Below are 23352 nucleotides of genomic sequence, written 5' to 3'. Positions count from 1 at the left end.
TGCCGAGGAATTCGTCGAATCCGTGATTGGTCGGCAGATGCTCGTCACGGTCGCCCAAGTGGTTCTTGCCATACTGGGCCGAGACGTATCCATGGTTCTTGAGGAGACCGGCAATGGTGGGGTCTTTCTCGGACATGCCTTCTGGAGCGCCCGGAAGGCCAACCTTCAACAAGCCGGTGCGGAAGCCGCTCTGACCCGTGATGAAGCAGGCGCGACCGGCGGTGCAACTCTGTTGTCCATACCAGTCAGTGAATAGGGCGCCTTCATTGGCAAGACGATCAATGTTGGGCGTCCGGTAGCCCATCAACCCGAAGCTGTAAGCACTGATGTTGGATTCACCGATGTCGTCGCCCCAGATGACGACGATGTTGGGTTTGTCGGCGGCAATTGCCGCGGGAACGGCCAGGCACATGGCCAGCAACAAAGCGATCGTCATAATGGATTTTTTGTTTCTCATTTTCTACTCCTTCGTGTGTTGATGTTATCGTTAAGAGGAAAATTTGAGCCATTGATTTCTAACATTGCTCTAGAAAATTCCGTAAGGTCCTTCAGCGTCTGCATCAGCACCCAAGCGTCGTCGCCGCGTTTGATAACTTTGCGCAGATAATTCATTTGGGAAACAGGAACTGAACCGTAAAACCCCATTGCCAGTCCGGCGCCGAATCCGGTTTTTCGATGTTGTAGTAGGCCTCCGTGCGCACGTTCATGGCCTGGTTGCCGATCTTGAAGAGCTTGCCAAACCCGCCGCCTAAAGGCACGGTCCAGCGGTTGCCCGAATCGGCCTGCCAGTTGGCGGTGATAACCATGTCCGTGAGCAGATACCAGCCCTTGGGAAGATTGAAGTTCAAAAAGGGTTCGATCAGGGTCTGATTGACGCTGGCGCGGTCCGAATCGCCGGCGACGGACCAGAGCTGCCGGACCAGTCCTCCAATGGTCCCCCAACCCGGTTGAAAGAGCACCACCCCCGTGGGTCCGGTGCTCCATTTTTTGCTCCCCAATTGACTGTCGGTGGCTGTAGGCAGGCTAATGGAGGGGCCGATGCCCCAGATGGCTTTGTCGTATTTGACCGGCGAAAAATAGAGCGAATAGTTGATATCCCCCAGCCCGGTGGCACCGTCACCGGGGACGGGATTGGGAAGGTTGGGCGTGCCGGCAACGGGACCGGGGGTGTCGATCAGCGGGATGATGGCGCGGTTGACCAGGTTCCAGTCGCCCACGGTCACCGGGACCACGGGCTGGATGCTCAAAAAGGAGGCCTCGCCGTTGGGGGCGCCATAATCGAAGTTGAATTTAAACGGCAGGCTGATCAGTGAACTGATCGGATTTTGCACTGCCGAGCGCAGGTCGTCGCCGCCTTTTTCCTCGGCCCAGGCAGTTGATGCCCCAACGAACAGCGCCAGGCAGAAAATGAGGCTTGCTTTGAATCGCATGGTTCCTCCTAACTGGTTAAGTTTTTCCTCCCGCAACCGTCAGCGCTGCGGTTTCAATGGTTCCATGGCCTGAAGAATCTCTTCCTCAAGCTCACTGACAAGGGCGCGATACTCGTCGAACCTGGCCATCGACAGCGGTTCCTTGGATGCGCACCAGTACTGCAATGCGTTGACACAATCCTCATAGTCCTGGCACAACTGATAGAAATCCGCATCCTCGATCATGAGGCTTACGAGGGTGTCTTTTTGACACGAAAATCGTTTCAAAACGTGAAGGGTCTTGCCATTCACGGCGCTTCCCTTTTTTGGTTGGCTGCGCTGCCGAAGGATTGCCGGTCTGTTTCCAGACTGCAACGGTGGTAGACTGGTTTTATGCCCCTCAGGTACGGATACGCTCGTGCCTCTCTGGATGGATGGTTGAGTAAAAGGACTCTGTCTGCCGGAGAAAAGACGACGGTGCCTGTGGCCCCGGGTATGCTGCTTATAGAATTGCCCGGGCCGATGGTCGTTGTGCCGCCGGAAGCTGGATTTCGAGCAAAGAAAGTGGTATAAAGATAGCCTTAATTAGGTGTTCTTGAAAAGGTACGTTACGGTTACGTACGGGTAGCTGTGGATTCCAACCTGAAAACCCTGAATGGATCAGCCGATGATTGTCGACAGCTTACCATCACCGTCAGCCGTCCGGACTCAGTTGGAGCGTATTCTGCAGCATCCCGATTTCAGGGGGTCAGCGAAACAGCGGCAGTTCCTTAGCTTCGTGGTTGCCGAGACACTGGATGATCGCGCTTCGCAGATCAAAGGCTACACCATTGCCGTGGCGGTGTATGGGCGTTCTGAGACGTTTGACCCTCAGGTCGATCCGATCGTCCGCGTGGAGGCCGGCCGACTGCGACGCGCCCTCGACCAATATTACCTGACGGCAGGCAACAAGGACCCCGTTCGCATAGAAATCCCCAAAGGCACTTACGTACCCACCTTCCGGACAGTCAGCACACCGAAGCACCGAACCTATTCACGCACATCGGACAAAAAAGCGAAACGCCTGCCGAAGAGACCGTCCATCGCCTTGATGCCGTTGGTCAATCTAACCGCTGACCCGGCGCAGGATTACTTCGTCGACGGCCTGACGGAGGAGATCACCGCCGAACTCGCCCGTTACCAGGACTTTAACGTCATCGCCTCCCAGTCGACCATGCGCTTCAAGGGCAGGGAGGTCGATTCGATGACGGTCGGCAGGGAATTGGGCGTGCGCTTCCTGTTGTCAGGCAGTGTCCGTAAAGATGAGCGGACGGTCAAGATCACGATCGGCTTGATCGATGCTGACTCCGGGATGCAAATTTGGGGGGAGAACTACAAGCGCGAGCTGACGCCGGCCGGCTTGATTGCCATTCAGGAGGCCATCGGGCAACGTGTTGTCGGAGCAGTGGCCGACCATTTCGGGTTGATCACCAGAAGGCTTTCCATGGAATCCCGCAAGAAGGCACCTGCCGATTTGGAAGCCTACGATGCGGTCCTGCGTTTCTATCGTTACGAAACCGAATTGACGCCCGAGGCATTCGAAGCGGCTTTTGATGCGCTGCAACGGGCGGTCGAGATCGAGCCGGATTATGGCCTGGCCTGGTCCATGCTCGGCCACCTGCATGCGGACAACTACGCATTGGGGTTCTGCGAGATCGAGGCCCCGTTGGAAAAAGCCTTGACCTTCGCCCAGCGGGGCGCGGCCATAGCGCCGGGGAATCAGTTCGCGTCGGATGCGCTCACCCTGGTTTATTTTCACCAGGGAAACAAGGAGATGTTTCTCAGGCATGTGGACCTGACCATCACGCTCAACCCCAATTCACCCTACATCGTCGGTGTCGCCGGCTGGCACCTGATGCTTTATGGGGAGTGGGAGCGCGGCCTCACCCTTCTGCGCAAAGGGATGAAACTCAATCCGTACTACCCGTCCTGGTTTCACATGGCGACCTACATGAACGCGTATCGTCGCGGTTTATATGAAAAGGCCTTTGCTGAAGCCATCAAATTCAACTTTCCAGACTTATACATCGATTCCATGATGCGGGCGGCCGCGCTTGGCCAAATGGGAAAGGTGAAAAAAGCGAGGTCTGCGCTCGGCGAACTGATCAAGCTGGTGCCGGACTTCTCCACCCGGGGGCGCCAATTGATCAGCCGCTATGTGAAGGTCGATGGCCTGACCGATTCCATCCTTGAGGGTCTGAGAAAAGCCGGCCTGGCTGATCCTGCCTGAAGCAGGCATAAGGATGCCAAGATGAAAGCAGACCGACTGAATACATTTCGTTCTTGGTCTTTCGCCTTCTATCGCGTTGCATTTCTTCTATGAAATGAACTCCCCTCACCCTGTCCCTCTCCCCAAAGGGGCGAGGGGACGTCGACCGCACATTCGACCGTCCGCATGGCGAGGCGGCAGGCTACCGTTCTCATTGCATCCGACGATAAAGCGGTTTTTGCTTTATTTACAATCCGCTCGCAAAGGCAGCGCGGGCGTCATCCCTGCCTGGCCCGCTGCTGCGCATCCATGGCATAGCGATTCAGTCTTTCCAACCAGGCATCCCGTTCTTCTTCCGGGGCGAAGAGGAAGAAACTGCCCGTGCTGCGCTGCACGGCCATGATGTCGATGAGAAAATCGTAGACGGCGTTTGCGGACTGCTGGTCGGCCACCAAGGCCTGGTTCTGGGCGTCGATCAGATCGATAATCGATTTGATGCCGCGCACGTAGGCATCGGTCACCAGGCCGAGGTTGCGCCGGGCGGCGTCGGCGGCATCGGTGGAGAGCCGGATGCCGGGATAGGAGGCGCGGATCAGGTGAACCGCGTTGAGGATGCGCACCTCGATGCGGTTGGCGGTGTTGTCCCGGTCATAGCGCAGTTTGGCCAGCTCCTCACGCGACCGCTTGAGGGTGGCGCTTCTGCCGCCGCCAACATACAGGGGCAGGCTGGCCTGGACCCCGGCGGTCCAGTCGGTGTCATCCTTTTCAGGCAGGTTGAGCGCACCCGTTAAGGGTGATTCGGATCCTTCTCCGCCTCGGGAAAAGGTCTCGGTGACATCGCCGAAAAGGGAGACGGTGGGCACCCAGAACTCCCTTTTAGCCAGAGTGATGCCGCGTTCCTGGGCGGCAATGGCCGCCTCGAACTGCTGCAATTCCGGCGATGCATCCAGTCCTTCCGTCACCAGATAATCCCGCAGGATGCCGAGTTCCATGGGATTGTCCATGTAGGCCATCAGCCGGCGGTCAGGCAGGATGCCCATGGGTTCCTTATAATCAGCTTCTTCCGGGGCAAACATCTCCCTCAACGGGCGGTTGAGGATGTTGTTCATGGCGCTGATGGCATCCAGGGTGATGGACTGTGCGGTCAGCACATTGCGGCGGCTGTTGGCGATCTGGCTCTCCCAGCGGTAGACCTCTTCGGGTCCGCCGGCGCCGATTTCCACGCGGATACGGGCTCGCTCGAGGTTTTCACGGGTCAGCTTGAGGTTCTCTTTCTGGATCCGCTCGATGCTTTTGGCGCGCAGCACGTTGAGGTAGGCACTGGCGGCAGCCTGAAGGATATCCAGTCGAACGGCATCGCGGCCCTGTTCCCGGGATGCCTGCAAATACTTCTCAATGGTAAATCCGGCCCAGGCCTTGTCCGAATAGATCAGCTGGGTGGCCTGCAGCGAGCCGGTCCACAACCGCTCGGGTTGAATGCCGAATGAAGCCCGGGCCCGGTCGTCATCGATAACTGATGCCTGTGTTCTGACACCCACTTGGGGCAACAGCGGCGAGCGCGCCTCCTGCACGCGGGCCATGCCGGCTTCCACCGACCGGTTGGCGGCGGCCAGGTCCAGGTTGGCGGCCAGCGCTTCCTGCATGGCGGTGGTGATGTTCAGCCGGCGGTCGACCTCGGTGGCCCCGTCATCCAGCAGGTCGGCCTCGGTGAGCAGATCCCAGCCGGGATAGATGTGGATGGCCCGGGCGGTGGCCATGTTGATGGCCAGTTTTTCACCCACGGCAAAGGTGGTCGACAGCTCGCCGGCGTCGGCGCCGTCCAACACTTCCTGAACGTTGATGGCCACGCTGCGGGCCAGGTGCAGCAGGCTGTCTTCGGGAATGGTGCCGGCCAGAATCCCTTTTTTCACATCGACCCGTCCCTGGAAGGAAAAGCTGGGCAGTTTTCGGGCGATGAGGCCGTCGGCCAGTTTTTGGAATTCCGTTCCGGAAAGGCGCGTCAACATCGACAGGAACACCGCATCGGTGTCCGCTGGAATCTGGGCCAGGGCGTCGGCGGCCGAGTCGGCCACCCGGGCCACGGTCACCTTGATGCTGAACTCATTGGCCAGGCGGCGGGCCATGGTATTGATCTGGGGAATGGAGGCCATCAGAAATTCATCCGCCAGGATGGTGACCCGGTAAAAGGGCGTGATTCTGCGGAACAGCTGAAGCGCCCGGTCATGGTCGGTCAGCGTGTTGATATAGTTCAGGTTGCGGATGCCGCTGGTCCCTTTTTTGGATGGAATCCCCTGCAGCTTGGCATCCACCACATAGGCGGCGAACACCGGCTTGCTGAAACGGCGGCGCTGGCAGACTTCATGGGTGGCAACCTGACCCAGGGTCAACAGCATATCCACATCTTTGGCAGCCATCAGCCGGTCCAGGGCCTGGTTGATCTGCGTTACATTATAGCCGCCGCTGATCTGGTCCTTGGCAGGGAAGACGACCGTGTGGGCGCCACGGGTCATACTCAGGATCTCATCGACAAACAGGTTTCTGGCCGCCGGGTACCCCTGTGCATCGCCGTCGTAGACGATGCCGATGCGAACGGTTTTGGCCTGGACCAGGGTGGCGACGATCAGGGTCAGGGCGATCATTCCGAGAAAAAAAGCCAGACGGCGTTTCATAAGGGGCTCCTGTGCAGGTCTTCATGGATCGGATTTGATTTTAAATAGCGTGGCATACAAGGTCGGCACGAAAAGCAGGGTCAGCACGCTGGCAAAGCCCAGGCCGAAGACGATGGTCACCGCCATGGAGATGAAAAAGGGATCCTGGAACAGCGGGATCATGCCCATCATGGTGGTCAGGGCGGCCAGCATGACCGGCAGCATCCTGCTGACGCCTGAATCCACCACCGCCTGAAACGGCGCCTTGCCCTCGCGGATCTCCAGGTCGATCTGGTCGATGAGCACGATGGCGTTTTTGATCAGCATGCCCGACAGGCTCATCAGGCCCAAAAGCGCCATGAACCCGAAGGGCTGGCGCAGCAGCAGCAGGCCGGCGGTGACGCCGATCAGGGACAGGGGTACGGTCAGCCAGATGATCAGCGGCTGTTTGAAGGCGTTGAACAAAAAGATCACCACCAGCACCATCAGCCCGAAGAAGATGGGGATGTAGTCGGCCAGTTTCTGCTGGGCGTCGGAGCTGTCTTCGGCTTCTCCTGACCAGGCCATGAAGTAGCCCGGCATGCCCTTCAAGGGGATGATGTCGTCGTACTTCACCTTGATCGTGCCGGCGGTATAGTCCTGCGGGCTGACCTCGCTGCCGAGATAGGCTGCCGTATCGACGCCCAGGGCCTGTTCGACCTTGGGTTTGAGCCGCTCGAACACCTTGGACGGCAGTTCCGTGCGAGCGTCGCAGTGCATTTTGATCATGCTGCGGCGCTGGCGCCTGGAGATGCGGGCGTTTTCCGACTCGGTGGCAAAGCCGTCGACCACCTGGGCCAAAGGGATATTGCGGCCCGCCGTGGGGCTGAAGATCTGGATGTCGCGCATGTTTCCCATGGTGGCGCGTTCAGCCGCCGGCGCCCGGGCGATGATGGGAATCAGTTCGATGCCTTCACGGTAGACCCCGGTGGTCGTGCCTGCAAAGTTGGACTGAATGGCCTGGGCCACCATGGGCCGGTCGATGCCCTGGCGCCGGGCGCGGTCCTCGGCGATGACCGGCTGCACCACCTTGACCGGTGCTCCCCATTCGCTGCGCAGGGCCTTGACTTCCGGGTCGGCCCCCATGACGGCCATGGCCTTGTCCGCCAAAGCGCGCAGCACATCCGTATCCGGGCCGTTGATGCGCAGCTGGATCTTGCCGCCGGCTGCGGGGCCCAGGGCGAATTTCTTCACATTGACCGTCACGTCCGGCATCAGCTGTTCCAGGTCGCTTTGCATGCTCTGGTAAATGCGATCGATTACCTCGTAGTCGGTGACGGAAACGAGGATGCTGCAATAGTGCGCACCGGCATCCACGGGGACGTCATAGGTCAGCAAAAACCGGGAATGGCCGGAGCCGATGGCCGAGGCGATGTCGGTGACCCCCTCCAGGGAACGCAGGTATTCCTCCATGCGGGCCACGCCTTTTTCGGTATCGCGGATGTGGGTGCCTTCGCGGAACTGGCACTCGACGTTGAGCTGGGGACGGGTGGAAGGCGGAAAGAACATGTTGTCGATGTAGCCGAAGCCGACGATGGACAGGACGAACAGGCCCACCACCATGGCGATGGTGATCCAGCGGAAGCGGATAGCTTTGATCAGCAGGCCGCGATACACCTGGTAGAACTTGCCGCTGTAGGGATCTTTATCCGCCTGGCCGTCAGCCTTTTTGGTTTTTTTGCCCAGGACAAACTGCTTGGTCATCAGCGGAGTGGTGGTCACGGCCGTCAGCCAGCTCAATGACAGGGAGATCAGGATGACGGAGTAGAGCGAGCGGCAGTATTCGCCGGTGCTGTTCTGCATGCTGCCGATGGAGGCAAAGGCCAGGACCGCCACGGCCGTGGCCCCCAGCAGGGGCACGGCATTCTGGCCGACGACCGATTTAGCCGCCTGCAAGCCGTCCATGCCCTGTTCCATGCGCACTTTCATCCCGTCCACCACTACGATGGCGTTGTCCACCAGCATGCCCAGGGCGATGATCAGGGCGCCCAAAGAGATGCGCTCCAGGGCGATGGCGTAATAGTCCATCAACACGAAGGTGGCGGCGATGGTGAGCACCAGGATGAACCCGATGATCAGGCCGCTGCGCAGCCCCATGAAGAAAAGCAGTACGACAATCACGATCAGCACGGCCTCGGCCAGGTTGACCAGAAATCCATTGACTGCCTGAGTGACGGCATCGGACTGCATGGAAATAATTCCCAGCTCCATGCCCACCGGTATGCGGGGCATCAGTTCGCCGATGCGCTGTTTGACCGCATTGCCCATGGTCACAGCGTTGCCGCCCTGCACAGTGGAGATGGCGACACCGATGGCCGGTTTGCCGTTGTAGCGCAGGATGCTTCGCGGTGGATCCACGTAGTCGCGCCGGATCTCGGCCACATCCTTCAGGTAGATCAGCTTGCCCCCCCGGCTGGCGATGAACAGCTCTCCGAAATCCTTTTCCGAGGTGAAGATGCCAGTGGGAAAGATGGGGACATACTCACTGCCGATCTTGATCTTGCCGGCGTCGGCGGGAAGGTTCTTGGCGCTCAGGGCATCGAAGATCTCCTTGCGCGTGATGCCCAGGGCGGCCATCTTCTCCTTGGCGATCTCTACGTAGATGGCCTCGGTCTGCTCGCCGAAAAAGACGACCTTCTTGACGTCGGTGACGGTGAGCAGTTCACGCTTGAGCAGTTCGGCGACCTTTTTCAGTTCCGCATAGGAATAGCCTTCGCCGGTGAGGGCGAAATAGACGCCGTAGACATCGCCGAAGTCGTCGTTGACCAGGGAGGGGCCGGCGCCCGGCGGCAGCTGCCCCTGGACATCGTTGATCTTGCGGCGCATTTCGTCCCACACCTGGGGCAGGGTGGTCTTGTCGAAACTGTCCCGCATGGTCACCCTGACGGTGGACAGTCCCCGCGAGGAGTAGGACTCCACACGACGCAGCTGCCCCAACTCCTGAACCGCTTTTTCGACCTTTTCGGTGACCTCCTTTTCGACCTCGTCGGGTGAGGCGCCCGGATAGGGGGTGACAACCACGGCATCCTTGATCACAAATTCCGGATCTTCCAGGCGGGACAGGTTCTGGTAGGCCAGGTAGCCCAGAAACAGCATAACCACCGTCAGCGTCCAGGTGATGACATTTTTACGTATAGAGAATTCGGCGATATTCATTACCGGCAATCCTTAGCTATTGATGAACGAATAAACCCAAAACTCCAGAAGTTTAGCGGAACCACCACTTATTCTTTCCAGATGCTGACCGTCATGCCCTCCTGCAGTTGGGTGACACCGGATGTCACCACTTTCTCCCCACCGCTGAGACCGCCCAGAATGACAATGCCGTCGGACCCGGTGATCTCCCCCACCTGGACCATGGTCTTTTTCACCGTCATGTTCCCTTCATCGAGCACCCAGACAAAAGGCTGCTTCGCCGAATCCTGCGTGACGGCGACGGCGGGGATGACGATGCGCTTGCCATCCCCGGAAGCGAGTTCCCGGCTGCCCTCCACCGTTGCCGTCATGCCCGGCAGGATGTTGATGCCGTCGGGCCGCGGCATGACCATGACCACCTGGTAGGTCTGGGTCTGGGGGTCGGCCTGGGTCGAGAATTCCTTAAGTGTCAAGGGAAAGGTCCGATCCGGGGCCACGGCGAACTTGGCCACGGCATCAGGCTCGCGTCCTTCTCGGATCTGGACCATCAGCGTCTCGGGAACATCCACCAGGATTTCGATTGCGGAGAGGTCCTGCAAAAAGACGATCGGCTGCTTGGCCTGGACATCCTGGTGGTTCTCCACATAGCGCTTGGCCACGACCCCGTCGAAGGGGGCCGTAAGGTAGGTGTCTTTCAGGGCGTTTTCGGCATCTTCCAGCTGGGCGGCGGCCACATCCCGCGAGGCCTTGTAGCGGTCGAACTCCGCCTTGGAGACTTGCTTGCGCACATACAGTTCCTTGTACCGTTCGTACTGGCGCTCGGCCTCGATGGCCCGGGCCTTGGCCTGGTCCAGGTTGATTTTGAAGTCACGGGGCAGGATGCGGGCGAGGAGCTGGCCCTGTTTGACCTCCTGGCCTTCCTCAGTGGGCAGCTCCACCAGCGGACCGGACACCTTGAACGATAGGTCCACCCGCTGGCTGGCCCGGGTTTGGCCGGGCAGGGAGATGGGGCCGGTATCCGTGCCGCCGGCCACAGTGACGACCTTGACCGGGCGGACGACTGCTTTGGGAGCCGGCTCCTCCTTCTTTCCGCAGCCGCCGATGAGCATTGCAATGGCAGCGCTCACGGCAAACCCGAACAAGATTCGCTTCGCTGGAGCCGGATCAGACATGTTCGACAGGGAGATGGTCCGTTTCATGGTGTTGCCCTCTGAGGGATGGTTGAATGTCAAATGTGCCGCATTTTAAATTAGCGATGGAAATTGTACAAAAATTATTTATAACTGAATCTATCAAGAGAAACAACCGTTTTCAGGAAACGGTGAACCCTGACCGCATGACGCTGCGGCTTGGTTGATCCATGGCCAGACTACCCATGTTTTCGACGTATCGATAAGGCCCTCAGGCGGTTTGCTCAGATGTATGGGTTAAGGTTGCCAGAATCAGCGGGGGGCCAAGCAACGAAAGCCCTCACCCTGGTTTCGGTGGATGGATGGTTGATGGTGCGCAGTAGGATACGTCGATGAAGCAGGGAAAATGCTATCCCCCGCAAGAATCAGGATTGTCAGCCTGATGGGCAAGTGGCAACAAAAAGGCCCCAACGGCAGAAGCGATCCCTGCCATCGGCGGGGCATAGACATTGCCGGTGGCAGTTTATCGCAGCCGCACCATCATTTGCGGTCCAGTTCACGACGGACGGTCAGGCCGATTTTATGCGGTCGAAGACAGAATACCCCGGGTTTACCCGTGGATGAATGAGCGTCACCTCGTCTCTGCGATAGCAGAGGTGAGGTCGGCTCCGCAGGAGTCGTGACCGTTAGTACCCCAGGTTTACCCGGAGGAATCTATCATTGTTTTCCGTTCCTGCGCCGGGAGGTCCGGTTGTCGGTTGTGCAGGCCAGATGTGAGAAAAAAAGTGAGCACGAACATGACAAAGGCGATACTCCGGGAAATCGAACGCTTTCTCACTTAATCCTCCTATCCGGTTGGATGTGAAACGGGTAGCGGTTGATTCCATCGTGCGGATAAAATCCCGTATCACATCTCATCGACCATTAACCAAATGAACCACGCCAACTGGCAACCATGCGTGGTTTCCCAGCTGCCTGTCATGTCCGCACATGGATTTTGTTCTTCAGTCAGGTGATAGTCGACAGGGCCCGGGGAAAGGATCGGGTTGAATTGCTGCCAATCGAGATGCCAATGATCAGGTTGGCCGCAGACAAACATGCCTCCAGGTGAATTGGGGGAGGGCGGCATGTTTTCGTTGAAGGGGCCGGCAGGTGGGATGTGGCTGTCGCTGCATCAATCGAACCTGATGTCGCAGGCAGCAGCGACACTGCTGCTTACGGCGTATCACCCGGACTCGGTATGCGGCATGATCGATTGCCGTCGTTGGATCTTACGGCAAACCCCCGCGTGCCGTAGGGATCCATGTAGCGAAAGAGGTACAGCGATAAATCCTCATTGTTTTGGTGCGGCCACACATGGATTCCCCTGGTTTTCAACAAGGGGGTGATGCTGGACAGGTTTCCGGGGGATCGGTACAGGGTGCACAGTTCCGCAGCCGTAGGCATGCGCCATCCGCCGCCGGCCACGGTCAACCCGCGCACCCATTCCACCGCCTGGAAGTAGCTCGTATCCACGTCCGGCCCGGCAATCCACTCGAACCCGGTCCGCGTGTCCACCACCACGCCGTTGGCGCAGGCCACGAAGACGCCATCGCGGCCGATGACCGCCGGGCCTTCGGCCGAGGCAACCCCGAATTCCATGAGGGCCCCGGTGACCAGGATTAGGAGGCAGATACCCGCGCAACGGTTCTTCATGTCCGCAGCCTTTCGATCTCTGGTTGTGAGCGGCGATTAGGGCACGGCCGCATGCATGATGCGAAACGCACTGGTGCATGGGCCGTCGAGAGTGCCGTCGCTGCGGGTGAGGTATCGCTCTTCAAGATCTTTGGGTTTAAGATCCGACAGCACCTTCAATCCACGTGTACTCACATAGGCGGCGCTTTGCCCCTCGGGGATGCCGAAGATAAACGGTTCTCCCCGGTAGGCCACCCAGAAGGATAGGCGGCGGGCGTCCGGATAAGTTTCGAAATCGCCCTTAATGACCCCCAATGGCATATAGTCGAAGACCACCGAACTGCCCGGTGCCGACTGAGTGGCGATGAACCGCAGGGTGCTGTCCACGGCCTCCCCGGAAATGTAATAGGTGACCCCTTCCCAGATAAAAAATGTTTTTTTGCCTGGGTCGTACCCGGCTTTATTCAATTCGTCAGGGATGTTCTGGGTGTTGAAATCGATGGGCACGTAAACCACGTCGTCCGGCACCTTGCCCAGGGCCAGTTTGAGGCGGCGCTTTTTCTCTTGGATCATGGCCGGCAGGTCGATTTCGAAAAACCGGGCCCTGGGCATCGCATCCCGGAAGCGATAGGCGCGGCTGTCATAGCCGACGCCCAGGTTGACCACCTGGGTCGCACCGTCATCAGCGGCCTGTTTGAGAAGGGCGTCCATGTGCTTGGTACGGGCGTTAACGTAGTAGTTAGTGTCAAAACGAAATGTTTTGGTGACCAGCACGCCGGTTTTGTAATCCGGTTTCATCAGGGAGTAATGCCAGTATTCGGGTGCGACCAATTTCATGGCCAGATAATCGTCATTGCGCACCTTGGGATCTGGGTGCTGGGCAAAGATGGCGCGGGCAGCGGTCACACCTTCGGCGGTAATGGAAAGCATGCCCGACTCGACGGCCCAGGCGGCCGGTGTGATCAAGACCAGGCAAAGAATCAATGCCATGAGTCCGAAGCGGATTCGTTTAGAATCATTTTGATGCAGTTTGGGATGCATATGGCGTTCCTCCTTTAGAGGTTTTTTGACCGAAGCGTTTGATGACTTCTGTCTGCGAACTTTATTTTTTTACCACAGCATGCATGATGCGAAAGTACGGCGTCGGCTTGCCGTCGATGCTGCCGTCGCTGCGCAACAGGTAGCGTTGGGCCAGTTCACCTGAACCCAAATCCGAAATGACTCGGAACCCCCGATTGGTGACGAATTCGTCGGCCTTATCCGGGGCGATGCCGAACTTCCAAGGATGACCATAGGCAGACATGCGTACGGCTTGGAACCGGGCCCATGGCATTTTCGAAAAATCGCCGCGGGCGATGTCATCGTAGATATAGTCGAACACCAGCTCGCTTCCCGGTGCAGCATTCTTGGCGATGTACTGCATGGTTCTGTCCACGGCTGCGGCGTCGATGTAGCGGGTGACCCCTTCGCAGATGAATAAGGTTTTCAGTTTATGATCATATCCGACCTGCTTCAAGGCCCCACCTATTTCGCCGTTGCGATAATCAACGGCAACGTATGATACGGTCTCGGGCGGTTTTCCCACGGCGGCCTGAACCAGTTCTTTTTTTCGCGCTACGGCTGCCGGCAGATCCACCTCGAAAAATCGGACGTCCGGCATTTGCTTGTGGAAGCGATAGGCGCGGCTGTCAAGCCCGGCGCCGATAATGACCACCTGTTGGAGGCCATTTCCTGCATCTTCCTGCAGGATGCCGTCGATGTGCTTGGTGCAGGCATTAAATGAATAGTAGCTGCTGACCCGGTAGAATTTGATAAATTTTTTGGACTGATCGTAATCTTCGTCCAGCGCAGTCCAGAACCAGAAAGCAGGCGATAGAAACTTACTGGCCATGGAATCGGGGTTGCGGATTTTTTCGTCCGGATCCATGGCGGCAACGGCCCGCATACCGGCGGCAAATTCTTCCGTTACCGGGATGTCTCCCAGCTGTGCGGATATGGCTGGGGAAACGCTCAGCACCGCCAGCAGGCAGACGGTAATTAACAGGCAAGCTGAGAAATAGCATCGACTATAACTACTCATGACAGGTCCTCCTTTGGTTTGGATGAGGGCAATCCGACTTCACCCCGGTCTGAAAGCAGGGTCTGCACCAACGCTGCATTGTCCATCTGGTTCAGACGGGATCGGGACCGCTTGCGGTAAAAATAGAAATACATGACCAGGCCGGCAGCAATGGTGGCGATACCCCACACCACCGGTGCGGGTCGGCTTTTTATGGAAAAGTAGATGATCCACAGGTTGCCCAGGATGAAGATCAGGGGGACGAGCGGATACCCCCACGTTCGGTATGCTGGTGTTTCGTTCGGAGCGATGCGACGAACGCGCATCAACCCGATGACGGTCAGCATGGCGAACAGGGACAAGGTGAAGCCGATGTAGATCAGCAGTTTATCGTAAGACGCGGATACAATCATGACAATGGCGATGGCTGCCTGTAACCCGATGGCATGGGCAGGGGTATGGCGCACGTCGCTGACTTTACCGAAAAGGCGAAAGAAGATCCCATCCCGGGACATGGCGTAGTAGACGCGTGGTCCGGCAAGGATCATGGCGCTGAGCACGGAGAGTAGTCCCAAGGCGATCGCACCGTTTAGCCAGCGACCGATACCCGGACCGAAGAGTTGGGCGCCGGCGGCAGCGGCCACTTCCATGACGCCTTGCATCTCAGCGGCCGGCAGGGCGTAGACGTACACCAAGTTAAGCAGCAAGTAGAGAGCGGTAACGATCAGGGTGCCCACCAGCATCGCCAGGGGGATGTTGCGCGACGGGTGGATAATTTCACCACCCAGGTAGGCGGCGGCATTCCATCCGCTATAGGCAAAGCTGATAAAAATCAGTGCCACGGCAAACTTTCCGTCCAGCAAGGTGCCGGCAGAAAAGCTACCCGAGAAATGCCCGGCAGAGCCGCGTGACGACAACAGGCCGGCAACGATGAACCCGACAACCAGGGCAATTTTAAACAAGGTCAGCAGGTTTTGCACCCGACTGCCGACACGCAGGCTGTGGACGTGTAGAATCGATAACAGCACCACCACGGCAATGGCCAGCATCACCGGCAGTGAGAGCGTGACGATCGGCACGCCGAACAGGGTGACCACACGCTCGGTGCCGGCGGATGCGCCAACGGCTTTGAGCAGGTAGATGGAAAAGGCGATGGCTGCGGCCGCGATGGGGGCCGAAAAGCCGACGATGAGCGATATCCAGCCCGAGAGGAAGGCCAGGGGTTTGCCGAAAGCCTCGCGCAGGTAGACGTATTCGCCGCCTGCTTGGGGATAGCGTGCGCCCAGTTCACCGTAGCACAAGGCGCCGCACAGGGCGAACGCCCCCCCCACGAACCAGCCTAACAGCAATGCCGATGAACTGCCGACCTCCTGAAGAATGAAGCCGGACGTCGTGAAGATGCCCGTGCCCACCATGTTGGCCACGACGATGGCAATGGCCGAAAACAGACCGATTTCCCTTTTCAGATGGCTGGCGGCAGGCATGCGGTGTCGATCCTTTCAGTTTTTTTGAGGCACAGGCGATGATGGTAAGAAGGGCGAACAGCAACGGAATATGAACGATTCGGCGTGGTGGCGCTGCCCGGCTAACTTTAGATAGGGCCATATTGACGATAAAGTCAAGTACAAAAAAAGTACAAAAGTATATACAGCCGCATCGGGTCGATGCCGACGACCGCAAAACCCATCAATCGTGCAACATGGTCCGGCGTGGTTTGACAGCCGGTTTCGATATTACCAGTGCAGGAGACCCGGGTTGCTTTTGAAGAAAACGTATAGCGGCAGCGTCGCAGTCGTGACAGGCGTTGGTTGTCTCGGAAACATGAAGCGGGTTGAACGGGGGGACGTTGCCCATGTGCAGGCTGCGTGTCCATCGACCAGTGGCCCTTGCGGCCAAGGAACGACGACTTGTGTAAAAATGTACATATAAAAGATTGATTCGAGTTGCTAAAACGTATAAAATAGCTGTCTTCCGCTGGGCGGTTTCATTTTTCAGCCGATTTCGGGTGACGGCTTTGCGCGATTTCCCGTGGGAAGTGACTGTTTCTTGCAGGGGCGGCATCAGCCAGGTGCGACCAGGCGTCGATCGGACAATCACGTTCGCGTGATCATCGAACCGGTCAATTGTTTTTGGGATTCACCCGATCCAATTCAGATCTGACCGCAAGCCCGATTTTTTCCAGCGTGTAGGGCTTTTTGATGTAACTGCCGGCACCTAAGCGCTGCGCCTCATGAACGCGCTCGGTTTCGGCATATCCGCTGGCAATGACCGCTTTTTGACCGGGAACGATATTGAGGATTTTTCGATAGGTTTCCAGCCCGTTCATGCCCGGCGGCATGATCATGTCGAGTATCAGGACATCATAGGACCGTTCTTCAATCAGCGCTACAGCCGCTTCTCCACTGGCTGCCGTGTGTACGTCATACCCGAGGCGCTGCATCATGCTTTTGGCGAGTACTCTTTGCTCCGGCGAGTCGTCAATGATCAGTATGGACTCGCCATTGCCGAGATAGTCTTCGATATAAACGGATATGCCGGCCTCCTTCTCTGACCGGGATGCGGGGAAATAGAGAACAAATGTCGTGCCAACCCCTTCTTCCGTAGTGATATCGATAAAGCCTTCATGGTCTTTCACCGTACCCCAAACGACCGACATCCCCAACCCGGTGCCGCTGCGGCCCATCACCTTTTTGGTGTAGAATGGCTCGAAAATTTTTTCCAGATCGGATTGGGGCATTCCAATTCCCTTGTCCGATATTTCCAGGATCACATATTCACCTTCGGGGATAATTTCAAAGCCGGCGTAGGGTTTGTCGACATAGCAGTCCCTCGTGGCGATGGTAACCCTGCCGCCCGAAGGCATTGCATCGACGGCATTGGCCACCAGATTCATGACCGCCTTTGATATATGCGTCTCCGACCCCACTACATTTAAAATGTGATCGGTCATATTTGTTTCAATCAGGAGATCGTTGCGGCTGCCGACGATCCTCCGGTATTCCGGCGAGGCGATGAAATCGTTCACGACTGAGTTCAGGCTCAGCACCCGCTTGTGGGCGACGCTGCGTCGCGCCAGGGTTAACAGATCCTGGACGATTTCCGCCGCTTTTTCACCGGATTTTTTTATGGTCAGGATCGGTTTGCGCAGGGGACTGTCAGCTTCCAGGTCCATGAGGAGCAAATCCGGGTAACTGACAATACCGCTCAGGATGTTGTTCAGGTCGTGGGCCACACCGCCGGCCAGGGTTCCCAATGATTCAAGCTTCCTGGCATTTTGCAGTTTCTTTTCCAGTGATCGCTTTTCCTCTTCCGCTTTGCGGACGTCCGACAGATCATGGACGACCGTCATGAGTCTTTTCGGAACACCTTTGTCGAAGAAGAATTTGGAAGTCATGAGCACGGGCAGTTGCCGGCCGCTTTTCCCCACAACGACATAATCCGTGGGCGCGGGATCCTGCAGGGTCGAAAATACCTGTTCGATGCGTTTTTTGGCCTTTTCACGGCTGGGTTCGCTGAAGAGCGCCAACGGATCCATCTGCAACATTTCCCGTTCGGTGTAGCCGGTGTATTCGCAGATCACGTCGTTGACGCTGATGAAGGTGAGCGTCTCCAGATCGACCTCGAATATGCCTGACGGTGCAAGCTTGACGAGTTCCTTGTATTTTTCTTCGCTCTCCCTCAGTGCACGCTCGTAGCGAACGCGCTCGGTGACATCCCTCGCGGCGGCCTGCACCGCCACGGGCTGTCCACGGCCGTCACGGATCAGCCGGTTGCGATACTCCAGGATAACCGCTTCGCCCGATCGGGTGAAGGCTTTCAGATAGCCATCATCCTCGCCATTTTCGAGGATGCGATCGATGTAGTCGTCGAATTCGGATTTATGCGGATCGGGTATCAGGTCGCGGATGTTTTTTCCTTCAACGTCTTCCCGCCGCCAGCCGTATTCCATTTTAAATGGAATATTGGTTTCCAACAGGTTGCCGTCCAGATCATGAATGCAGATCAGATCCGAACCGTTTTCAAACAGGTTGCGATACTTCTTTTCATTTTCGGCGATTATCTTTTCGGCCGTTTTCCGTTCGGAGATATCCCGGGTGACGCCCATAATGGCCGTCGGTGCACCGTTTCGATCGCGCACAAAGGAAACGGTGGCCTCGGCCCAGGCGTACCCGCCGCCTTTCAACGAATGTTCGATCTCGATCCTTTTGGATCGCTGGGGGTCAACACCCGGCTTGTTCTCGTTGGCCAGCTCCGCTTCAAGGATCGCCGACACCGTGGCCAGCGACATCGGCGACAGGGTCTGTTCCATGCCAAGGGCCAAGGCCTCTTTCACCGTAAATCCCCGGTTTTTTTCTACCGAGGGGCTGATGTAATCGAATTTCAGGGTTTTCAGATCGATGGTCCAGATGGTGTCGGAAACGTTCTCCGCCAGGATGCGGTATTTTCGCTCCGATTCAATCAATTGAGATTTTTGAGACTCCAGCGCCTGCTTGGATTCGACGAGTTGCCGGTTGGTCTGCTCAAGGTCCGTGGCCAGGCGCCTGACTTCATCGTATTTAGCCTGGATCAGCACATTGGCCTGAACCAGGTCTTCAACGGCCTGGCCATGGGTGTTCCATCCGGCAAAAAGCCGTTTAAGGAAAGATGTCTTCCGGGGCGCCCAGGTTACCCGGTAGTGGCAGCCGGTGCACCCCTGGATCGGTCTGTCCGGCCATATTCGCCGGCCGTAGCGTTCATGGGCCACCTGGCACTCGAGTTCTTCGACCGCGGCCGGGGGCAGGCCGAACACCGTCGGTATGCCCGCAAGGATGCCGCGGGTGTAATCACAGTCAAAGCGGGTCTTCTGGGCGCCGTCATGGTATCGATCCTCCAAAACGACCCATGAATCGCCGATGTCGTGGATAAACACGCTGCCGTTCAGTTTTAGGAATTTATTGTATTTCGGGGCCTGCGAATAGATCAGTCTCGGGCTGCCAAGCAGCTTGACGATACGATCCAGAATCCCCAGGGATCCCAAGCGTCCCGATGCCAGGGTCATATTATAGACGGCGTTGTCATCCTTCAACAGGTCGACCATGCGCGCATAGAGTGACTGCAGGAATGCATGGGAGACCCAATTGTTGGCATCGGTCAGGTAGCCTTCATCCAGCGGCAACCCGTCCAGAAGGTTGCCCAGCATGCCATTGTTCTGCTCCCGGACATACAGCAGCAGCGTGCGCGTGATCCGGCAGCTGATATCTTTGGCTATTTCCGAATGGGCGTGTTCGTTCATTGGCTTTTACAGGAAAGGTGTTCAAGCGGTAAAGAGCTCTTGGCGAACCGCCGGCTACGGGTTTCACAGGGGGACCTCAATCTACGGTCATGGTCGATCCAGAGCCTTATAACGGCACTTTCGCCTGATGATCAAGCCCCGAGTTGATTTTTCCGGATTTTTGGAACCGGCTTGGTGGTTTCCGTCAGTGCGGTTTTCAGTTATGCAATTACCGGATTAGGTGTTTTCCCCTGCATCCAGCCTCAGAAAGACCATTATCCCCAAAAAATCGATCAATCGATCTCCCCCGCCTCTTCGACATGACAATTTGTTACAAACCGATACGCATATGAAAAGCACGTTAACCGGGCCTGGCTTATGTTCGACCCAGACGATGCCGCTGGCGTCATGAAAACGGATGATAACCCAAAGGAGGAAGTTATGAAGAAGAAAAGCGTGATGATTGTGACCGGTATTTGCGTGCTCTTTCTCATCGGCGGTGTGGCCGCCTGCAAGCACGGGCACCGTCCCGGCGGATTCGACGAGTTCGACCTGGCGGCGGCAGTCAACCGCATCGCATCCCGGCTGGACCTGTCGGAAACCCAGAAAGCCGACCTGGAGCAGATGGCGGGGGAGATCGCCGAGAAAGCCAAAAGCATGCATGCGGACCATGCAGGCCGGCACCAGGAGATAGCGGACCTGATTCGTCAGGACAGCGTCAGCAGGGATGTGGTCGACGGGCTGATCGACGACAAGATGGCTCGTGTGAGAGAGATGGCCGATTTCGCAGCGGAACGGCTGATCGCCTTCCACGGCACGCTGACGCCGGAGCAGCGCGAAAAGATCGCGACGCACATTGAGAACCATTCGTCCGAGGGTTGTCGATTCGGTTTCCGGTAACCGGGCAGGGGGCTGCGGTCCGGTGGTGCGACGGCTCCCCGCACCGACGGGTCGCAGCCCGTTGGTTAGCAATGAATTGACAATCGCCTGAGACATACGGTGAGAAAGGGACGACATGAAACCAACAATCTGGAAATTAAAAATAGTTGCCGTTCTGGCAACTTTGATCTATCTGGGTTGCGCATTGCCAATCGGCGCCGCGGATTTTTTTCCGCTTGACCTTTGGGAGGAGATGGCCGGCTGGCAGCAAAACAAGGCTGTTGTGCGTGGGGCGGACATTGAGGCATATAGTGAACCGATGCGGATTAACTGGGACAAAGCCGCTACTGTCCACACCACCTTCCCCTTTGATGTCGCCGAGGAATTAAATGCACGTGGTAACGGCAATGGGTATGATTCTCGTGAGAACGATGCACGCATTGACCACATCCACGGGAATAAAACCAACCCGTACTGGCTGCCCGTGGAATTCCGCACCGATATTGCGGCAGGCTTAACGATGGTCGCCAAGAGAAATTAATCAAGTTAAAGGCGCTCAGGAGGCCCCCGTGGTTGCGTCCGCGGCTGCCTGACCATTCTCGAATCGGGCAGGCGCTTTCCTTTACGCCCGGAACCTGTTAACTGGGAGAGGGCCACCGATTCTATCAGGATGCTGAATACGATCGTGCTTTCAAGCAGTACCAGGCATCCTCCGGTCTGCGCCCATGAATCGATATAACGCTGAAATATATAAACGATCACCTGTTGCGGGAATCTTTCCATGTCACGGACCATCCTTGTCGTCGACGACGACGAAAAGCTCAACCGGCTGCTCAAGCGGTTTTTAAGGGACTTCGGCTATGACATCTATTCGGCCGTGGACGCCGACGAGGGTCTGAAAAAAGTCCGGACCGTCACGCCGGATCTGATCATCCTGGATGTCATGCTGCCCGGCATGTCCGGTTTCGATGTCTGCAAGCGCATCCGCGAGTCCAGCGCCGTGCCGATCATCATGCTCACTGCCAGGGGGGATGTGATGGACAAGGTGGTGGGTCTGGAGCTGGGTGCCGACGATTATCTGCCCAAACCCTTCGAGCCCCGCGAGCTGGTGGCCCGCATACAGGCGGTGCTGCGCCGGGCCCAGGGTTCGGGTACGGACCGCCGCCGATGTTTCGGGCCGTTGGCGGTCGATTTCCACCGCCGCATGGTTTTTTTGAACGGCCGTGAGGTGGATCTGACCACCAGCGAATTCGCCGCCCTGGACCTGCTGGTCCGGCATGCCGGCAAGGTCCTGGACAGGGATGAGATCATGCAGGCCCTTCGCGGGATAGACAGTGAGTGCTTCAACCGTGTGGTGGACATCACCATGAGCCGGTTGCGCCAGAAGCTGGGTGACGATCCCAGGCACCCCCAGTTTATCAAAACGGTGTGGGGGACCGGATATACCTTCGTGGCCCGGGAGTCGGACGATGAAACTGCATCGGCTTGAGCGACTGGTTCATTCCGTGTTCACCCGGCTGCTGCTGGCCACCCTGGCAGCCGGCCTGGCCATTACCTTCACGGTGATCGCCGGTTTCATGGTTATTCGCCATCATACGGAGAATGCTCTGGAGCGCAATCTCCTTCTTTACACCGAATACCTGGTGGCAGACCTGGGAGACCCGCCGGATGAGGATCGGGCCCGGGAGATTGCCCGACGAACCGGCATCGTGATCCGCTTCGACCATCCCGATCATCCCGACTATTCCTGGCAGACCAGCCCAATGCCGCGGTTTTTCAATCCTGAGCGGGCATGGATTCACCATCACCCGTCCGGCGTGCAGATGGGCAGTTCCAAAGGCCACCACTTTGTCCGTCTGCCCCACGCCGGCGGTGAACTGACCTTTATCGCCACCCGCAACGCCCATCATGGCGAGCAGGCGCTATGGTTTCTGGCCGCCATGGCAGCCGCCATGGGATTGATACTCGGGGCCTCCTATTTGGCTATCCGAAAAACCCTCAATCCCCTGCACACCCTCAAAGCCGGTGTGAATGAAGTCGGTGCCGGGCGGCTCGACCACCGCATTCCCGAAACCGGTCCCAGTGAACTGCGCGATCTGGCCCGGGCATTCAACAGCATGGCCGAGCGGCTGAACCGCCTGCTGCACGACAAGGAACAGCTGCTGCTGGATGTCAGCCATGAATTGCGTTCGCCCATCACCCGCCTGAAGGTGCAGCTGGAATTTCTCGATGATGCGGACGCCCGGGAGTCCCTGCGCAGCGATGTGGCGGAGATGGAAACCATGGTGACCGCTCTGCTGGAATCGGCCCGCCTGAGGCACACCGCCGCCGCACTGAATCTCGAAAGCGTCGACATGGGCGACCTGATCCGGTCGCTGATAACGGAATTCAAGGACCGGCTGCCGGGTGTCGAGCCGGGCCCGCTGGTGGACAGGCCGGTCAGCGCCGACCCGGAGAAGATCAGAATCGTTTTGCGCAATCTTCTGGACAATGCCTTGAAGCACACCCCCGAAGACGGGCCGGCCGTTTCGATTTCAACGGCCCTTACGCCGGATCACCTTGAAATCGTCGTCGAAGACCGGGGCGAGGGGATTCCCGCTGCGGCGCTGCCCCACCTGTTCGAACCCTTTTACCGGCCGGACGTTTCCCGTTCACGAAAGACCGGCGGCTACGGCCTGGGGCTGAGCCTGTGCAAGGCGATCATGGATGCCCACGGTGGCAGCATCGATCTGGTCAGTCGCCTGGGTGAAGGAACCCGGGTGACGGTGAGCATATTGCTGACGTGAACCATGCGTACCAACCTGCCTGTCATTTTTCGAACTGCTATAGCGAACGCATTCCTCGCCGCTTGCGGCGGGGTTTGGGAGCGAACTGGAACTC

16 protein-coding genes are annotated in these 23352 nt (G+C 57.7%); 5 read left to right on the top strand and 11 right to left on the bottom strand.

All coding sequences use genetic code 11. The features are described 5' to 3' along the window. The 3 genes from ACZCED_RS18750 to ACZCED_RS18740 form a co-directional block, all read right to left on the bottom strand. Positions 1-457 (bottom strand): sulfatase-like hydrolase/transferase (locus ACZCED_RS18750; RefSeq protein WP_464861421.1); only part of this gene is annotated, 457 nt, incomplete at its 3' end. Between the two features lie 151 nt (positions 458-608). Then, positions 609-1430 (bottom strand): hypothetical protein, encoded by an 822-nt coding sequence (locus tag ACZCED_RS18745; protein WP_464861420.1) that lies wholly within the window; start codon positions 1428-1430, stop codon positions 609-611. 39 nt (positions 1431-1469) lie between these two features. Then, positions 1470-1721 (bottom strand): hypothetical protein, encoded by a 252-nt coding sequence (locus tag ACZCED_RS18740; RefSeq protein ID WP_462970734.1) that lies wholly within the window; start codon positions 1719-1721, stop codon positions 1470-1472. Positions 1722-2076: 355 nt separating this feature from the next. On the opposite strand from ACZCED_RS18740, the gene ACZCED_RS18735 reads away from it, so the two are divergent. Next, positions 2077-3678, top strand: a complete 1602-nt coding sequence (locus ACZCED_RS18735) for a hypothetical protein (protein WP_464861419.1) — start codon at positions 2077-2079, stop codon at positions 3676-3678. Between the two features lie 257 nt (positions 3679-3935). Here ACZCED_RS18735 and ACZCED_RS18730 read toward each other — a convergent pair whose 3' ends face one another. The 8 genes from ACZCED_RS18730 to ACZCED_RS18695 all read right to left on the bottom strand — a co-directional run bounded on the left by ACZCED_RS18730 (position 3936) and on the right by ACZCED_RS18695 (position 19614). Then, a complete protein-coding gene (locus ACZCED_RS18730; protein WP_462970732.1) occupies positions 3936-6326 on the bottom strand; it encodes a TolC family protein in 2391 nt (796 codons plus the stop codon). A 21-nt stretch (positions 6327-6347) separates the two neighbouring features. After that, a complete protein-coding gene (locus tag ACZCED_RS18725; protein ID WP_464861418.1) occupies positions 6348-9500 on the bottom strand; it encodes an efflux RND transporter permease subunit in 3153 nt (1050 codons plus the stop codon). 68 nt (positions 9501-9568) lie between these two features. Continuing rightward, positions 9569-10678 (bottom strand): efflux RND transporter periplasmic adaptor subunit, encoded by a 1110-nt coding sequence (locus ACZCED_RS18720; RefSeq protein ID WP_462970730.1) that lies wholly within the window; start codon positions 10676-10678, stop codon positions 9569-9571. 1146 nt (positions 10679-11824) lie between these two features. Beyond that, positions 11825-12304 carry an Lcl C-terminal domain-containing protein gene (locus ACZCED_RS18715; protein WP_462970729.1) on the bottom strand — a complete coding sequence of 160 codons (480 nt, stop codon included), beginning with the start codon at positions 12302-12304 and terminating at the stop codon, positions 11825-11827. A gap of 36 nt (positions 12305-12340) precedes the next feature. Next, on the bottom strand, positions 12341-13324 hold the full coding sequence (locus ACZCED_RS18710; RefSeq protein WP_462970728.1) for a class I SAM-dependent methyltransferase: 984 nt from the start codon (positions 13322-13324) through the stop codon (positions 12341-12343). A 61-nt stretch (positions 13325-13385) separates the two neighbouring features. After that, positions 13386-14363 carry a class I SAM-dependent methyltransferase gene (locus ACZCED_RS18705; RefSeq protein ID WP_462970727.1) on the bottom strand — a complete coding sequence of 326 codons (978 nt, stop codon included), beginning with the start codon at positions 14361-14363 and terminating at the stop codon, positions 13386-13388. Next, complete coding sequence (locus tag ACZCED_RS18700; protein ID WP_462970726.1) at positions 14360-15826, bottom strand: APC family permease; 1467 nt, start codon at positions 15824-15826, stop codon at positions 14360-14362. The genes ACZCED_RS18705 and ACZCED_RS18700 overlap by 4 nt, the downstream gene beginning before the upstream one ends. Before the next feature lie 635 nt (positions 15827-16461). Beyond that, complete coding sequence (locus ACZCED_RS18695; RefSeq protein WP_464861417.1) at positions 16462-19614, bottom strand: hybrid sensor histidine kinase/response regulator; 3153 nt, start codon at positions 19612-19614, stop codon at positions 16462-16464. 420 nt (positions 19615-20034) lie between these two features. Between ACZCED_RS18695 and ACZCED_RS18690 the strand changes: the two genes are divergently transcribed. From ACZCED_RS18690 to ACZCED_RS18675, 4 genes are all read left to right on the top strand, one after another. Then, positions 20035-20493 carry a Spy/CpxP family protein refolding chaperone gene (locus ACZCED_RS18690; RefSeq protein WP_462971652.1) on the top strand — a complete coding sequence of 153 codons (459 nt, stop codon included), beginning with the start codon at positions 20035-20037 and terminating at the stop codon, positions 20491-20493. A gap of 115 nt (positions 20494-20608) precedes the next feature. Then, the gene (locus ACZCED_RS18685; protein ID WP_462971651.1) at positions 20609-21013 is read left to right on the top strand and encodes a hypothetical protein; all 405 of its coding nucleotides are present in this window, start codon (positions 20609-20611) and stop codon (positions 21011-21013) included. A 240-nt stretch (positions 21014-21253) separates the two neighbouring features. Next, positions 21254-21961: a response regulator gene (locus ACZCED_RS18680; protein WP_462971650.1), complete on the top strand. Its 708-nt coding sequence runs from the start codon at positions 21254-21256 to the stop codon at positions 21959-21961. Beyond that, positions 21942-23258 (top strand): sensor histidine kinase, encoded by a 1317-nt coding sequence (locus ACZCED_RS18675; protein WP_462971649.1) that lies wholly within the window; start codon positions 21942-21944, stop codon positions 23256-23258. The genes ACZCED_RS18680 and ACZCED_RS18675 overlap by 20 nt, the downstream gene beginning before the upstream one ends. Positions 23259-23352 lie beyond the last annotated feature (94 nt).

It is taken from the genome of Desulfosarcina sp., assembly GCF_055467485.1.
The sequence above is the reverse complement of the archived record's forward strand: the minus strand, read 5'-3'. Positions and strand labels throughout refer to the sequence as shown.

Excerpts from the sequence above, each read along its gene's own strand:
- ACZCED_RS18745 (WP_464861420.1), bottom strand. The coding sequence starts at position 1,430 with ATGCGATTCAAAGCAAGCCTCATTTTCTGCCTGGCGCTGTTCGTTGGG.
- ACZCED_RS18735 (WP_464861419.1), top strand. The coding sequence starts at position 2,077 with ATGATTGTCGACAGCTTACCATCACCGTCAGCCGTCCGGACTCAGTTG.
- ACZCED_RS18730 (WP_462970732.1), bottom strand. The coding sequence starts at position 6,326 with ATGAAACGCCGTCTGGCTTTTTTTCTCGGAATGATCGCCCTGACCCTG.
- ACZCED_RS18725 (WP_464861418.1), bottom strand. The coding sequence starts at position 9,500 with ATGAATATCGCCGAATTCTCTATACGTAAAAATGTCATCACCTGGACG.
- ACZCED_RS18720 (WP_462970730.1), bottom strand. The coding sequence starts at position 10,678 with ATGAAACGGACCATCTCCCTGTCGAACATGTCTGATCCGGCTCCAGCG.
- ACZCED_RS18715 (WP_462970729.1), bottom strand. The coding sequence starts at position 12,304 with ATGAAGAACCGTTGCGCGGGTATCTGCCTCCTAATCCTGGTCACCGGG.
- ACZCED_RS18710 (WP_462970728.1), bottom strand. The coding sequence starts at position 13,324 with ATGCATCCCAAACTGCATCAAAATGATTCTAAACGAATCCGCTTCGGA.
- ACZCED_RS18705 (WP_462970727.1), bottom strand. The coding sequence starts at position 14,363 with ATGAGTAGTTATAGTCGATGCTATTTCTCAGCTTGCCTGTTAATTACC.
- ACZCED_RS18700 (WP_462970726.1), bottom strand. The coding sequence starts at position 15,826 with ATGCCTGCCGCCAGCCATCTGAAAAGGGAAATCGGTCTGTTTTCGGCC.
- ACZCED_RS18695 (WP_464861417.1), bottom strand. The coding sequence starts at position 19,614 with ATGAACGAACACGCCCATTCGGAAATAGCCAAAGATATCAGCTGCCGG.
- ACZCED_RS18690 (WP_462971652.1), top strand. The coding sequence starts at position 20,035 with ATGAAGAAGAAAAGCGTGATGATTGTGACCGGTATTTGCGTGCTCTTT.
- ACZCED_RS18685 (WP_462971651.1), top strand. The coding sequence starts at position 20,609 with ATGAAACCAACAATCTGGAAATTAAAAATAGTTGCCGTTCTGGCAACT.
- ACZCED_RS18680 (WP_462971650.1), top strand. The coding sequence starts at position 21,254 with ATGTCACGGACCATCCTTGTCGTCGACGACGACGAAAAGCTCAACCGG.
- ACZCED_RS18675 (WP_462971649.1), top strand. The coding sequence starts at position 21,942 with ATGAAACTGCATCGGCTTGAGCGACTGGTTCATTCCGTGTTCACCCGG.